General features: G+C 61.6%; 11 protein-coding genes. 6 read left to right on the top strand and 5 right to left on the bottom strand.

Going from position 1 to position 13,767, the window contains the following annotated elements:
- Positions 1–105: 105 nt before the first annotated feature.
- A complete protein-coding gene (locus tag AC07OP_RS14875) occupies positions 106–444 on the bottom strand; it encodes a hypothetical protein (protein ID WP_147296019.1) in 339 nt (112 codons plus the stop codon).
- Between AC07OP_RS14875 and AC07OP_RS14870 the strand changes: the two genes are divergently transcribed.
- The gene (locus AC07OP_RS14870; protein ID WP_495103225.1) at positions 443–2,998 is read left to right on the top strand and encodes a hypothetical protein; all 2,556 of its coding nucleotides are present in this window, start codon (positions 443–445) and stop codon (positions 2,996–2,998) included. The genes AC07OP_RS14875 and AC07OP_RS14870 overlap by 2 nt on opposite strands.
- A 78-nt stretch (positions 2,999–3,076) precedes the next feature.
- On the opposite strand, the gene dsbG is transcribed toward AC07OP_RS14870, so the two are convergent.
- The 3 genes from dsbG to dsbD are packed head-to-tail and all read right to left on the bottom strand — an operon-like array spanning position 3,077 to position 6,392.
- Positions 3,077–3,838: a thiol:disulfide interchange protein DsbG gene (gene dsbG, locus AC07OP_RS14865; RefSeq protein WP_065940531.1), complete on the bottom strand. Its 762-nt coding sequence runs from the start codon at positions 3,836–3,838 to the stop codon at positions 3,077–3,079.
- Positions 3,814–4,665: a prolipoprotein diacylglyceryl transferase family protein gene (locus AC07OP_RS14860; RefSeq protein ID WP_495103224.1), complete on the bottom strand. Its 852-nt coding sequence runs from the start codon at positions 4,663–4,665 to the stop codon at positions 3,814–3,816. Before AC07OP_RS14860 ends, dsbG begins: the two co-directional genes overlap by 25 nt.
- On the bottom strand, positions 4,665–6,392 hold the full coding sequence (gene dsbD / locus AC07OP_RS14855; RefSeq protein WP_495103223.1) for a protein-disulfide reductase DsbD: 1,728 nt from the start codon (positions 6,390–6,392) through the stop codon (positions 4,665–4,667). Before dsbD ends, AC07OP_RS14860 begins: the two co-directional genes overlap by 1 nt.
- Before the next feature lie 176 nt (positions 6,393–6,568).
- Here dsbD and AC07OP_RS14850 point away from each other — a divergent pair, with 176 nt between their 5' ends.
- The 5 genes from AC07OP_RS14850 (at position 6,569) to AC07OP_RS14830 (ending at position 11,306) form a co-directional block, all read left to right on the top strand.
- Entirely contained in the window at positions 6,569–7,249 is a 681-nt protein-coding gene (locus tag AC07OP_RS14850) for a response regulator (protein WP_027603901.1), read from the top strand.
- Positions 7,246–8,568, top strand: a complete 1,323-nt coding sequence (locus tag AC07OP_RS14845) for an ATP-binding protein (RefSeq protein WP_115486782.1) — start codon at positions 7,246–7,248, stop codon at positions 8,566–8,568. Before AC07OP_RS14850 ends, AC07OP_RS14845 begins: the two co-directional genes overlap by 4 nt.
- 122 nt (positions 8,569–8,690) lie before the next feature.
- Positions 8,691–9,458, top strand: a complete 768-nt coding sequence (locus AC07OP_RS14840; protein WP_115486783.1) for an N-acetylmuramoyl-L-alanine amidase — start codon at positions 8,691–8,693, stop codon at positions 9,456–9,458.
- Between the two features lie 149 nt (positions 9,459–9,607).
- On the top strand, positions 9,608–11,002 hold the full coding sequence (locus AC07OP_RS14835) for an aspartate aminotransferase family protein (RefSeq protein ID WP_115486784.1): 1,395 nt from the start codon (positions 9,608–9,610) through the stop codon (positions 11,000–11,002).
- An 82-nt stretch (positions 11,003–11,084) separates the two neighbouring features.
- Entirely contained in the window at positions 11,085–11,306 is a 222-nt protein-coding gene (locus AC07OP_RS14830; protein ID WP_027603905.1) for an MbtH family protein, read from the top strand.
- 277 nt (positions 11,307–11,583) lie between these two features.
- Here the strand turns inward: AC07OP_RS14830 and AC07OP_RS14825 are convergent, their stop codons facing one another.
- Positions 11,584–13,749, bottom strand: coding sequence for a mechanosensitive ion channel family protein (locus AC07OP_RS14825; protein WP_495102816.1), 2,166 nt, complete (start codon positions 13,747–13,749; stop codon positions 11,584–11,586).
- Positions 13,750–13,767: the final 18 nt, after the last annotated feature.

The following is a 13,767-nucleotide window of genomic DNA, read 5'->3' as shown; positions in this document are numbered from 1 at the left end:
CGCCTCATCGGGGAAAGTCCCGACGGCGCCTATTTTGGCTCGAGTATCTTCACCCATTTCCCCGGCCACGGCGCGCCTTGCTATTGCGCCAGGCCGCCCTTTCGTTCAGATGAAAATGCAGCGCAGGCATTGTTCCAAGACAAGGCCTGCTGAATAACCATTGATCGGAAATTCACTTGTTTTGCGAAAATACTGTCGATTCTGACAGTAGGCAAACATTGTACGAGCGAGCTCACTGAAGGGCGTTCGCAGCTGGATCAGGCTGCTGAAAATTTCCCCCTTTGGATACGGAGTTCTTATGAGGAAAAAATATACACCAGCGTCTGGAGCTTGCTCTGCACCCGATGCCGTGGAGGTCGCCGCGCCGCTGGTTTCCAGTGAGGAAAACGGTACGGTTTCTCCCCCCCGAATGAGAGGGTCATACCTGACGGTCGATTCAGTCATGGATGCCTCACCTATCACCTTCAAATTCCGCGCGAAAAATACGCTTACCGAGGAAATTGAGGAGGGGCTGGTTTTTGAGGATGTTGTGGATTCAAGCGGTGAATCGGGAGCCAGGCAAACGCCGATTCCTTTGAAGTATCTGACCAAGACCATGGGGTTCACACTGGTCGTATGGTACGAGGGAACAGTAAACGGAACGACCGCTGTTTCACTGCCCAAGGACGTGGGCATAAATTTCTACTCATACGAGCAAGGTAAAGCGCTTGCACCTCGATTACTCCATGAAAAAATCTACCAGAACACGCCAACCTACGACATGCACGATCACGAAGGGGACGAGCTCGTTAAGATCCCGCTCCCGGATCTTGCCCAGGAAGGAGATAAGATTTACTGCACTGTGGTGATCGAGCAATTCAGTGGGAAGCCAGCGTTCTACACTGTGGCGTACGACTACGTGTTGACGGCTGATGACATAACTTTCGGCGAAAACCTATCTTTTTCCATTGCCCGTGGCTGGCTGGCACGACAAAAACCACGCTATGAATCGATCACTTGCCAGGCGGCCTGGATCACGAGTGGCTTGCCGGCCCAACCGCCGGCTGAAGTTGAAAATCCAGATGAAGAGACTCGTCTTCCAAGGAATGCGCTTGAAATCCAATATCGTCGCACTGCTAATTTCATTGGAGATCAAGGCCTGGAAAACCTGTCACCTCCGCACCTGCTCCAGTCTGTGTCGTACAACGATACGTGGTGCCTCAATCCTGAACTCACCAAGGAGGGAGGTGATGTAGATGCTCCCGGCTTGGACACTTATGCAGGCGACCAGATTTGTTTTTATGTCAGCGGAACCGGTTACGCAAGGAAATCACTTGGCTGTGTGAGCATTGGACGCGACGGAGAACGGCCTTCCGTCAAACTGCCAGCTTGTGTGGTTGCGTGTTTTTTCAACAATTCGATGACGCTGACCTACACCGTTCAATTTCCCAATAATAATGCACCACAGGAATCCCCTGCACAGGTAGTCAGCGTTTCGGTGCCGGAGTTCACTTGCCCGGGTATTGAAGAGGTTACTGCCGGAAAACTGGACCTCAATACCTTTCCAGGGAACGCGAATACGACAGTGTCGGTCTGGGCCTATGCCGAGTGCTCGAATACTTGTTGGATGTGGATCACTGGCAAGCGTGAGGACGGTAGCAATCACCGGCTCGATATGTTGGTGGGGGCCCCGGTTACGGATGAGTGGAAGAGACAGGGCGTCCGTACCTCTATTTCCAGGCAAGGGCTACAACTCTTGGCTGACTGCAGCGACTTTGAACTGCACTTTGCAGTTAGTTTTTGCGATGCCAGCAACTTCGCGCGTGCTTATGAGTTTCCTACTCAGACTTTCAACATCGAGCAGGAACCGCAGGAGCTGGTTGCCCCCATAGTCACCGAAGCAGTAGATTCCAACCTGACCGCCTGGAATGGGCGTGACGGTGTACATGTCGAAGTGGCTTACGTCGGTATCAGCCCCAACCACAGCATCAGTGTCTGCTGGGAAAAGCCGGATGGCACTTGCTGGGTGCTGGCTTCCAAGCCCGGAAGTACGGGTGGCGCAGTCAGCTTTGCCTTGCCGGCGGAAGCGGTGATCGAAAGCATGGGCAAAACGGTGCCGATCACTTACACCGTCACCACAGCATGCAAGGTGCAGACGTCACCGCCATTGAATTTGAAGATCAGTCTGCCTACGCGGCTGGAAACGCCAAACGTTTTGCAAGCGACGCCTCCGAAGACTCAGAACGCCATTCTGGATCTGAGAACATTTGCTGGCAACGCCACTTCTCACGTAGACACGATGTGGTTCTTGCGGGCAGGGCAGAATTGCTGGTTGCAGGCAACGGGGACGGCGAAGAACGGTACACCCTACTCTTTCACTGTTTACGCAGCCAAAACGATTACCGAGGCAGAAGTGACAGCCGGGGTCGTGAACCCCGTATTACGTTCTGAATTGAATAAGCTGATGGATAACACCAGCCTGACCCTGAGATTCTGCGTTGCGACGGATGGTGGCTTGTTGGCAAACGTGGTGTGCCCAGAGCGCGTGCTTCTGGTAAGGCCGTTCATTGTCATTATTGAGGAGAGGTTTGAAGGCCAGCCCACGCGCACCTATACGCGTGGAGGCGTCGTCGACACTCCTACTATGAAGGTGACATTCGTTGCTGGTCCGCATAGGGCGGGAGTTGTGCCCTACGGCAATAATCAATATTACTCTGGGCAGAGCTATGTGATGTGTGAGGGGATCAGCCATTCGATACCGCCGCAAAAACATCGTTTTGATTTTAAACACAAACTGGAGTCCATAAAATTTGCTTGGGTATGGAAGCAAGAACCCGGGCAGGTGACATTTTATGACGAGAATCATCACGTGCTTGCAGTACATGATTATCCTGACGAAAACAGAGGCGGATTCTGGGTCGAGTACTCTCCCATCGATGGTCAGGTAGTTTCGAGCATGGAGGTTACGGTTGAGGATTATTCGTTCATCGATAACTTTACGATGAGTTATCGGTCTTAGAGGTCGATTGAGTATTAGATAGTAAGAGTGCCCGCTTTACATGCGGGCATTCTGGTTGTTGGGATTGGTTCGTTTGGCTTACTTCGGCCCCATAATCTTCGCCAACTTCTCCGGCGACGGCGCCCCTTGCTGTTGCTGCAAGCCACCCTTGTCATCCAGGTAGAAAATCGCCGGCGTCGCCGACAGTTCCAGCTCGTCCATCAACTTCATATTGGCATCGAGCTTGGCTTCGATGTCCGCAGGGATCTTGGCCAGCGCCTGCAATTTGCTGCCTTTGCCGGCGGCTTCGTGTTCTTCCAGGGCCTTTTGCGGATCTTTGGCAGCGAACAGGGCGGCCGACTTGGCGGCGCTGTCTTCGCGGATGATGCCGACCATGATGTGGCGCAACTGCACCTTGCCGGCTTTTACCCATGGCCGCGCCTGTTCCCAGAACATGTTGCAGTATGGGCAGTTGGGGTCGCTGAACAGGTAGACGATGCGCGGGGCGTTTTTGTCGCCGTCCTGGATCCAGCTGCTTTTTTCCATTTTGGCCCAGACTTCCTTGGCCATCGGCGCGTACACCAGTTTTTCCAGGGGCGCGCTGCTCAGGTCATTGCCCTGGGCGTCGTACAGGTTGCCGGCGATTACGCTCTTGCCGTCGGCGGTCAGGTACAGCGCCATGCCGCGGTTCTGGTACTGCGCGGCGTAGCCGGTGAGGCCGCTGGGGGCGTCGAACTTGCCGAGGATTTTGGCGCCCTTGGCTTCGATCTGTTTGATCGGTGCCGGCCAGTCTTCGGCCTGGGCCAGGGTGGCCGCCAGTGTCAGCGGCAGCAGGGTCAGCAGGTGGCGGAGGCGAGGCATGTCGGTTTCCTTGTGGCGGCAGGGGCGGTGTCGAAGGGTTCCATGGCACGGGCCAGGCTGGCCTGGGACAACTCGCCCAGGTGGCTGTTGATCAGGCGCCCGTCGGCTTGGTAGAACAGCGTGGTGGGCAGGGCCATGGAGCCCACGGCCTGGCCGAGGCGGCCGCTGGCATCGAACAACACGTTGTCCAGGTTCAGGCCCTGGGTGGCCAGGTAAGTGCTGACGCTTTGCATGCTTTCGGCCTGGTTGACGAACAGGAAGGTCACGTCGGGGCGCATGCGCTGGGCGTTTTCCAGCACCGGCATTTCGCGGCGGCACGGCGGGCACCAGGTGGCCCACAGGTTGATCACCAGCGGGCCGCCCTGGTAATCCGCCAGTTGCACGACCTCGCCATTGGCGTTGCGCAAGGTGATGTCCGGCAGGCGTGTGCCTTTTTCATACACGCTTAAGGACAGGCTGGTCATGCCCCAGAACACCAGCCCGGTGATGACCCCGGCGCTCAGGGGCTTGCGCAGCGCAGCGCGACGCCAGCCATAGAGCAGTGCACCGAGGATCAGGGCGACGATACCGGGCCAGGCGAGAAAACCGCCGTCGCGCAGGTCGACCATCTGCAGCCAGTCGTTGCTGTAATAACTCCAGTACATCAGCACGAAGCTGACGCGGGCCGCCAGCATGCCCAGCAGGAACAGGCTGAACAGCACCGATTCCGGATTTTCACCGCCACGCTTGGCCACGCGCCAACCCACCAGGGTGGCGAGAATCAACGCGCTGATCAGCAGGATGTGATTCAGGGCGATGGCGAAGGTGCCGATGGTCAGGGTCAGCATCAGAGGGCGTCCCGGGCGTGAGTCCAGCGTTGCAGGAAGGCGGCGGCATCCACTTCGCCGGTAATGCGCTGGGCGCGGCGTTCCTCACCGTCGGGGCCGATCCACACGAAGCTGGGCGGCCCCGGCACCTGGTAGCGGCCCAGCAGTGCGCGACTGGCGGCAGTGTCGGCGGTGACGTCGAGGCGCAGCAGGCGGACATCCTTCAATGCATCGAGCACTTCGGGTTTGCCGAACACCTGTTTTTCCATGATCTTGCACGACACGCACCAGTCGGCGTAGTAGTCCACCAGCACCCATTGGCCCTGGGCCTTGGCGCTGTCGAGCTGGCTTTGCAGCACGGCGGGGTCATTGATGGTCATGAAGGCTTCGTGGGCGCTGGGTGCGGCAGTGCTTCGCGAGCCGCTGTAGACCTTCAACGGTTGCCACAGGTCATCGCTGCCACCCGCGGCACCCACCAGCAGCAGGCCGCCCCACACCCCCATGACCACGGAACCGGCGCCGAACAGCATGGCGACCCGCCCGAAATCCTGGGCCAGGCGCCAGCCGCAATAGGCCATGGACATGGCCAGCACGCCCCACAGGCCGAGCCACAGGCTTTCGTCGATCACCGGGCGAATCATCAGCACGGCGGTGGCCAGGAACAGGAAGCCGAAGATGCCCTTGAGCACATTCATCCAGGTGCCCGGCTTGGGCAGGAAACGGTTGCCCACGGTCACCAGCAGCAGCAGCGGCACGCCAATGCCGATGCCCATGGCGAACAGGATCAGGCCGCCGTGCAGGGCATTGCCGCTCTGGGCGATATACAGCAATGCACCGGCCAGGGGCGCGGTCATGCACGGCCCCACCAGCAGGCCGGACAGCGCGCCGAGCACCCCGGCGCCGATCAGGCTGCCGCCGCTCTGGTTGCGGCTGACGTTATCCAGGCGATCGCGCAAGGCCACGGGCAGTTGCAGTTCGAAGAAGCCGAACATCGGCAGGGCGAGGATCACGAACAAGGCGGCGAAGCTGCCGAGGATCCACGGGGTTTGCAACAGCGCCGCGAGGTTGGCGCCGAGCAGGGCGGCGAGTACGCCGAGCGCCGCGTACACCAGCGCCATGCACACCACGTAGCTGCCGGCCAGGGCAAAGCCGCGACGCGGGCTCGCGCCACTGCCCACCACCAGGCCGGCGAGGATCGGCAGCATCGGCAACGAACACGGGGCAAACGCCAGCAGCAGGCCCAGGCCGAAGAATACCAGCAGGCTCCAGCCCAGGCTGCGTTGTTGCAGGCCGCTGGCCAGGCTCTGGTCCTGGGCTTCGACGGTGGCCGCAACGGCGGGGTTGCCGCCCAGGTCCACGCTGATCGACTGCGGCGGATAGCACAGCCCCGCATCGGCGCAACCCTGCCAGCCGAGCTTGACCTGGCCGGTGACACCGGCGGGAATCTTCACTTCCAGGCCCTGGCGATACACTTCCTGCTCGCCAAAGAACTCGTCGCTATGGGCTTCGCCTTGCGGTAGCACGGGCTTTTCGGCCAGGCCATCGAACTTCATGCGCTGCTTGTACAGGTAATAACCGTCGGCAATCTGCCAATACAGCTGGGTCTCGCCACTTTCAAGACGTTCGGAGGTAAAGGTGAAGGCCTTGCCCACCGGGAGGAAATCGGCTTTGGTCTCAAACGGATTGCCCGGCGCGGCCTGGGCCAGCCCCGCGAATAACACCAGCAGAAAGGTAAACAGATGCCGCATGGTCAAGCCTTAGTTCGATGCAAGTGAGGCACACAATGTGTGGCGTTGATTAACCGATGATTAACCGGGCGCTATTCTAAAGTGTAGGGATTATCTGAGCTTGCATCTTTTCACGGCATAATCTGCGCTTAATCCGCTGCACTTTTAATCCCCCCATCTTTCATGAAGGGTTCAGCATGCACGTACTGGTCTGTGAAGACGACGAACTGATCGCCAGCGGCATCGTGGCCGGCCTCGGTGCCCAGGGCTTTACAGTCGAGCGCGTGGCCACGGCCGCCGCTGCGCGCGCGATGCTCAAGGCGGCGACCTTCGACATCATGGTGCTTGACCTCGGCCTGCCCGACGAAGACGGCCTCAAGCTGCTGCAACAGCTGCGCAGCCAGGGCCTGGAGATTCCGGTGCTGATCCTCACCGCGCGGGATTCGGTGACCAACCGCGTCGACGGCCTGCAAGCCGGTGCCGATGACTACCTGCTCAAACCCTTCGACCTGCGCGAATTGGCCGCACGCCTGCAAACCCTGCTGCGCCGGATGGCGGGGCGCAGCGTCAACCTGATCGAGCACGGCCGGCTGACCTACGACCCAAGCAGCCGCGAAACCCTGCTGGGCGGCCAGCCGGTGGACCTGTCCCGACGTGAACAGGCGCTGTTGCAGGCCTTGCTGCACAACAAAGGCCGGGTGCTGTCCAGCGAGCAACTCAAGGACAGCGTCTACGGCTTCAACGATGAACTGGAAAGCAACGCCCTCAACGTGCATATCCATCACCTGCGGCGCAAGTTGGGCAATGGCATCGTCGAGACCGTGCGCGGCCTGGGTTACCGCCTCGGCCCGGCAGACGATGGCGAGAACGTTTCGTGAAAAGCCTGCGCCTGCGCCTGACGTTCAAGCTCGGCGCCGCGTTTGTGCTGATCTGGGCCCTGGCGGCGGCCTGGATGCTCAACGACCTGCGTAACCAGATGATGTTCTCCCTCGACCAGCGTCTGGTGGCGTCGGCGCGCATGGTGGCGGGCCTGACCGAGCAGATGCCGGGCCTGGCCAGTGTCAGCGGCGGCGCGCATTTCAGCGCCGAGCAACTGAATGTGCCGGGGGGCATGGCCTGCCAGGTCAGCTCCTTGCGCGGGGAAATCCTCGCCCGCAGCCATACCACGCCGGATGAGGGCCTGGAGTCGCGCAAGAGCGGCTTTCGTGACCAGGTCATCGATGGCGTGGGCTGGCGCAGTTTTACCCTGTCCCGTGGCGACCTGTTGATCACTACCGCCGACCGCCAGGTAGAGCGCGAGGCGCTGAACCTGTCGATCCTGCTCGCCGCCTCGGTGCCGGTGGGCGTGGCGATGCTCGGTTGCCTGTGCCTGTTGTGGCTGGGCATCGGTCAGAGCCTGCTGCCGCTCAACCGCATGCGTGACGCGCTGATGCGCCGCAGTGCCGATTCCCTCGAACCGTTGCAGATCCACCCGCTGCCCAGCGAGCTCAAGCCGCTGCTCGACACCCAGAACCAACTGCTGCAACGCATCGCCAAGACCATCGAACGTGAACGCCGCCTCACCGGCGACGCCGCCCACGAGCTGCGCAGCCCGCTGACGGCGATCAAGACCCACCTGCAAGTGGCGCGCATGACCGAAGGCGCGGCCCGCGACCAGTCCCTGGCCCATGCCGAGGAGGGCGCCGACCGCTTGCATCGCACCCTGGAGCAGTTGCTGCTGTTGGCGCGGGTGGAAGGCAGCCTGTCATTCGACGATGGCGTGCAGTCCAGCGCCGAGGAAGTCGCACGGCTGGCGATCCAGGATGCGAATGCCGGCGATAATGGGCGTATCGACCTGAACCTGGCGGATAACCTCAGCGAAACCCCGGTGGACATGCCGGTGGGCCTGGCGGTCGCCGCCCTGCGCAACCTGCTGGACAACGCCCTGCGCCACACACCTGCAGACACACGGGTGGAGCTCAGCGTGTTCACCGCCGCCGACCACGTGATCTTCCGCGTGCGCGACCACGGCAAGCAGATCTCCCCCGAAGACCTGCAATACCTCACCCAACGCTTTTGGCGCAACGGCAACAGCGAGGGCTGTGGCCTGGGCCTGGCGATCGTGCAGGCGATCGTGCAGCGCTGTTCCTGCTCATTGACGTTCGACAGCCAGGCGGATGGCCTGCGCGTTGACCTGGGCATGCCGTTGCGGCGCTGACCGCCTTTTTCACGTGCCAAATAGTTACCGCCCGCTTGAAGCGCAAGCCTTCAGGATGGCGGTAATTTTTTTGCGCTTGAACGGGCCGAAAGACTCGGCCTGTATTGAAAAGGACGGTTCTTATGTTGGTCATCGATACCAGTTTCCCCGCCAGGGATTTCAACGAACGTCACGGCGAACCCGTGCGGCAGGTGGTCCTGCATTACACTGCGGCGCCTTTCGCCTCCTCCTTGCGCACCCTCACCCGGAACGGGGTCAGCGCGCATTACCTGCTGCCTGATCCCCATGAGCCCGGCTACCGCGCCGCCGGGTATGACGAGTTGCGCGTGTTTCGCCTGGTGCACGAAAACCAGCGCGCCTGGCATGCCGGGGCGAGCCACTGGGGTGGGCGCGATAACCTCAACAGTCGGGCGATCGGCATCGAAATCGTCAACCTGGCTCGGGATGACGGTGGCGTCTTCACCTTTCCCGCGTACGGCCAGGAGCAGGTGGCGGTGTTGATTGCATTGCTTCGCGACATCCTTGGGCGTTACCCGCAGATCGGACCGGCCGACATTCTTGGGCATTCGGACGTGGCGTACTGGCGCAAGAGCGATCCGGGGCCGCGCCTGCCGTGGCGCGGTTTGTTCGAGGCGGGAGTCGGGGCATGGTTCGACGAGTCGACGCGGGCCATGTACCAGCGCCGGTTTTGTGTCGGGCTGCCGCCTGAAGTGGAGGTGGAGCGGGCATTTCAGCGCTATGGCTATAAGCCGGCGCAGAATCGCCAGGCGTTCGAGCAGCGCACCCGGGCGTTTCAGATGCACTTTCGGGCGCGGGATTATTGTGGTGTGTTGGATGCCGAGACCTGCGCGATCCTGTATGCCCTGAATGAAAAGTACCGCGGACTTTGATCTCATCCATCAGCCAACCATCACTGCCCCCTAAATCCTCTTATCGCTGGTGCGTCTCCAGAACAGGAAATCCGTGCGCATGCCCTTGGGCCAGACGCCAACGGATCGGCAGTTTGGTCACCATCATCCGCGTATTGAGGGATCGAGAGATGTCAGTCGCTACCAGCCGTATCGAAGATACCCAGGTGCATGAAACGCTTTATCAGTTCGACGAAGGCCCGCTGCTGGCCCGCCAGCGCCAGCAGGAATCCAACGCCCGCAGTTACCCACGGCGCATCCCCCTGGCGCTCAAGCGCGCCAAGGGGATCTACGTGGAAGACGTGGAGGGTCGCAGTTTCATCGATTGCCTGGCCGGCGCGGGCACCCTGGCGTTGGGGCACAACCACCCGGTGGTGATCCAGGCCATCCAGCAAGTGCTGAGCGACGAACTGCCCTTGCACACCCTGGACCTGACCACGCCGGTCAAGGACCAGTTCGTGCAGGACCTGTTCGGCCTGCTGCCGGCGGAGCTGGCGCGGGAAGCCAAGATCCAGTTCTGCGGCCCCACCGGTACCGATGCCGTGGAAGCGGCGTTGAAATTGGTACGCACTGCCACGGGGCGCAGCACGGTGCTGTCGTTCCAGGGCGGTTATCACGGCATGAGCCAGGGCGCGTTGAGCCTGATGGGCAGCCTGGGGCCGAAAAAACCCTTGGGTGCCTTGCTCGGTAATGGCGTGCAGTTTTTGCCATTCCCTTACGACTACCGTTGCCCGTTCGGTCTCGGCGGCGCAGAAGGCGTGCGGGTCAACCTGCATTACCTGGAAAACCTGCTCAATGACCCGGAAGCCGGGGTGTTGCTGCCGGCGGCGGTGATTGTCGAAGTGGTGCAGGGCGAGGGCGGGGTGATCCCGGCCGATCTCGACTGGCTGCGTGGCCTGCGGCGTATCACCGAACAGGCCGGCGTGGCGTTGATCGTCGATGAGATCCAGAGCGGTTTCGGCCGTACCGGCAAGATGTTTGCCTTCGAACACGCCGGCATCATCCCGGATGTGGTGGTGATGTCCAAGGCCATCGGCGGCAGCCTGCCGTTGGCGGTGGTGGTGTATCGCGACTGGCTAGACACCTGGCTGCCGGGAGCCCATGCCGGGACATTCCGTGGCAATCAGATGGCCATGGCGGCCGGTTCGGCGGTGATGCGCTACCTCAAGGAGCACGACCTGGCCGGCCATGCGACCGCCATGGGCGAGCGCCTCGGCGAACACCTGCGCATCCTGCAGCGTGACTACCCGCACCTGGGGGATATTCGCGGGCGCGGGCTGATGCTCGGCGTGGAACTGGTGGACCCGGACGGCACCCTGGATATCCAGGGCCACCCGCCGGTGCATCGCCAGCTGGCGCCGCTGGTACAGCGCGAATGCCTCAAGCGCGGCCTGATCCTCGAGCTGGGCGGCCGGCATGGCAGCGTAGTGCGCTTCCTGCCGCCCCTGGTGATAACCGCCGCCGAGATCGACCGCGTGGCCGAGATCTTCGGGCGCGCCCTGGCGGCAGCCGTCGCCAGCCTCTAATTTTTTGGCGTGTTGGTACGTTTCTACAGATATCAGCGCTGCGCGTGGTGCGCAGCCAGCCTTTGAGCGATGGAGAACAGCAATGACCTCAGTATTTGACCGCGACGACATCCTGTTTCAGGTAGTGGTCAACCATGAAGAACAGTATTCCATCTGGCCCGACTACAAGGCCGTGCCGGAAGGCTGGCGCACCGTGGGCAAGAGCGGCCTGAAGAAAGAGTGCCTGGCCTACATCGAAGAAACCTGGACCGATATGCGTCCGTTGAGCCTGCGCCAGAAGATGGACGGCGCAACGCTGGCCTGACGCAAAACCTTCAGTAGGCCGGCCTGTTATGGTGGGCGGGCCTGTTGTGGCAAGTAGGCTTTTTGTGGCAAGCGGGCTTGTTGTGGTGAGCGGGCTTGCCCCGCGCTGGGCTGCGAAGCAGCCCCACTCAAGAAGCACTCGGTGTATCAGGCATAACTCAGCGGCTGGTTTTGGGGCTGCTTCGCAGCCCAGCGCGGGGCAAGCCCGCTCACCACAAAAAGCTCACCACAATAAGTTCACCACAAACCACAACAAGCTCATCACATTCGCCATGACCTTACGCGTTCTTGTCCTTCTCCAACCCCCCCGCAGCCCCCGTCACCACCTGCACACTCAAGCGCGGCGTGGCCAGGTCCAGACCGGCTTCATCCAGATGCCGCTTCAGCGACAGGTTGAACGCCCGCGACACTTCCCACTGCTTGATCGGCGCCGTCTTGAAGCGCGCGCGCAGGATCGCACTGCCTGACTCGAAGCTTTCCACCCCCTGGATCTCCAGCGGCGACCAGATATTGCGGCGTTGCAGCGGATCGTTGCGCATTTTCTGGCCGACATCGCGCATCAGCTTGATCGCATCGTCGATTTCCATGTTGTAGGGGATCGCCACCCGGAAGATCGCGTAGCCGAACTCCCGCGAGTAGTTCTTGATGCTCTTGATCTCGCTGAACGGGATGGTGTGCACGATGCCGTCAATGTCGCGCAGGCGTACGGTACGGATGGTCAGGCCTTCGACGGTGCCGAGGTGGCCGCCGACGTCCACGTAGTCATCGATGGCCAGGGAGTCTTCGATGATGATGAACAGGCCGGTGATCAAGTCGGCCACCAGTGACTGCGCACCAAAACCGATGGCCAGGCCGATCACGCCGGCACCGGCCAGCAGTGGCGTGACGTTCATGCCCATGTTTGCCAGGGCGACGATGGCGGCGATGATGAAGATGGTCACGAACAGCACGTTGCGGATCAGCGGCATCATGGTCTGCGCGCGGGCATTGGCCAGGCCTTTGCGCGAGCGGGTGAGGGCGTGATGGATGGCGGTGTCGCTGAGGATCCAGATCAACCAGGCAAATAGCAGCGTGCCGCCCAGGCCGAACAGCTTGACGCTGATTTCATGGCCGTCGCCTTCGGTAAAGCGGATCAGCGACAGGCCCCACACCCGCAGCCCCAGTTCGATAAACACCAGCCACACCACCAGGTGGGCGAGGGTGTAGACGAAGCTTTTCAGGCGTTCGGAGTACAGCGCATGGCGCTTGTGCCCCCGTTGCGGCTTGAGCGCATGGCGCCGCACCAGGCCGTTGATCACCATGCACAACACCAGCAACACCGTGCACAGCAGCGACTGGCGCAGGGCGGTGCTGGTGTCGCCGGCGGAGACGAATGTAGCGAACAGCGAGATGCCCACCAACAGCAAGGCGGGGATGTACCAGAAGGTGCCGACGATCTCGATGGTGTCGCTGAGGGCGCGGCGGGTCAGGCGGCGCGACAGCGGCTGGTTGCGGATCAGGTGGGCGATCGGCCGCCGGAAACGCAGGATAAACACGCCGGTGGACAGCGCGGCCATCACATTGGCGACCGTGGCCGCCGTGTGGGCCAGGTGCTGGCCGAGCGCAGCCACCAGCCGCGGGTCGCTCAAGGCTTCACCGAAGGCGGCAAAGCTGCCGATCCACCACAGCGGGCGGAACGCCTGGTGGCGCAGGATATACAGCGCGCGGTGGCGGTGCGGGCCGTCGAGCAGGGAGAAGGCAATCACGCAGATCGCCGAGAAACAGGTGCCGACCACCAGCGCATACGCCAGCACCATTGCCAGGGATTTGCCCAGGGACGAGGGCAGGGCGTAGCTCAGGTAAACCGTGATCACCAGTGCGATCAGCCAGGGCCCCAATTTGCGCAGGGCGAAGCGCAGCATGTCCCAGGTACGCGGGTGTTGCGGCAACTCCTCGGGCAGGCCGAAGCGCTCGCGTACCCGGTGGCTGAGCCAGATCAACGCGGCTGCCAGCAGGCTCCACACGGCAAGGATCACTGCAAAGCCGAAAATGATCGGCAGCCATTCGCTGGCCGGCAGCATCAGGGCACTGAGTTCATCCTTGGCCAGGTCGATTTCATTCGACCAGCGCCCCAGCGGGCTGTCGGCGCCGGAGAACTGCTGCTCCAGGCCCGACAGCGTACTGCCGATCAGCCCGAGCACGCCTTGCTCGGCGGCGGGCTGGGCCTTCTGGGTAGCGGCGCGCAGCTTCTTCAAGTCGCTCAGCAACTGGGTGCGTTGCTGGTCGTTTTCCAGGGTCTTGATCACCTCGTCCAGCGACTGCCCCAACGGCACGTCGGCCTGGGGTTGGGCCTTGGTGGTGCCGAGCAGCCCGGGCAGGCCCACCGCTTGGGCAGGCGAGAGCGGCAGCAGCGTGAGCAGGGCGATCAGGAAACAGCAGGGCAGGGCAAACAGACGGGAAAGCACGAGGCGGTCAACCTTGGA

The organism is Pseudomonas sp. GW821-FHT09D08, from assembly GCF_059416305.1.
The sequence above is the reverse complement of the archived record's forward strand: the minus strand, read 5'-3'. Positions and strand labels throughout refer to the sequence as shown.

What these genes read in the sequence shown, in the direction of transcription:
- AC07OP_RS14850 (WP_027603901.1), top strand. Translation starts at nt 6,569, where the DNA reads ATGCACGTACTGGTCTGTGAAGACGACGAACTGATCGCCAGCGGCATC.
- AC07OP_RS14870 (WP_495103225.1), top strand. Translation starts at nt 443, where the DNA reads ATGGATGCCTCACCTATCACCTTCAAATTCCGCGCGAAAAATACGCTT.
- AC07OP_RS14830 (WP_027603905.1), top strand. Translation starts at nt 11,085, where the DNA reads ATGACCTCAGTATTTGACCGCGACGACATCCTGTTTCAGGTAGTGGTC.
- dsbG (WP_065940531.1), bottom strand. Translation starts at nt 3,838, where the DNA reads ATGCCTCGCCTCCGCCACCTGCTGACCCTGCTGCCGCTGACACTGGCG.
- AC07OP_RS14875 (WP_147296019.1), bottom strand. Translation starts at nt 444, where the DNA reads ATGACTGAATCGACCGTCAGGTATGACCCTCTCATTCGGGGGGGAGAA.
- AC07OP_RS14860 (WP_495103224.1), bottom strand. Translation starts at nt 4,665, where the DNA reads ATGCTGACCCTGACCATCGGCACCTTCGCCATCGCCCTGAATCACATC.
- AC07OP_RS14835 (WP_115486784.1), top strand. Translation starts at nt 9,608, where the DNA reads ATGTCAGTCGCTACCAGCCGTATCGAAGATACCCAGGTGCATGAAACG.
- dsbD (WP_495103223.1), bottom strand. Translation starts at nt 6,392, where the DNA reads ATGCGGCATCTGTTTACCTTTCTGCTGGTGTTATTCGCGGGGCTGGCC.
- AC07OP_RS14840 (WP_115486783.1), top strand. Translation starts at nt 8,691, where the DNA reads ATGTTGGTCATCGATACCAGTTTCCCCGCCAGGGATTTCAACGAACGT.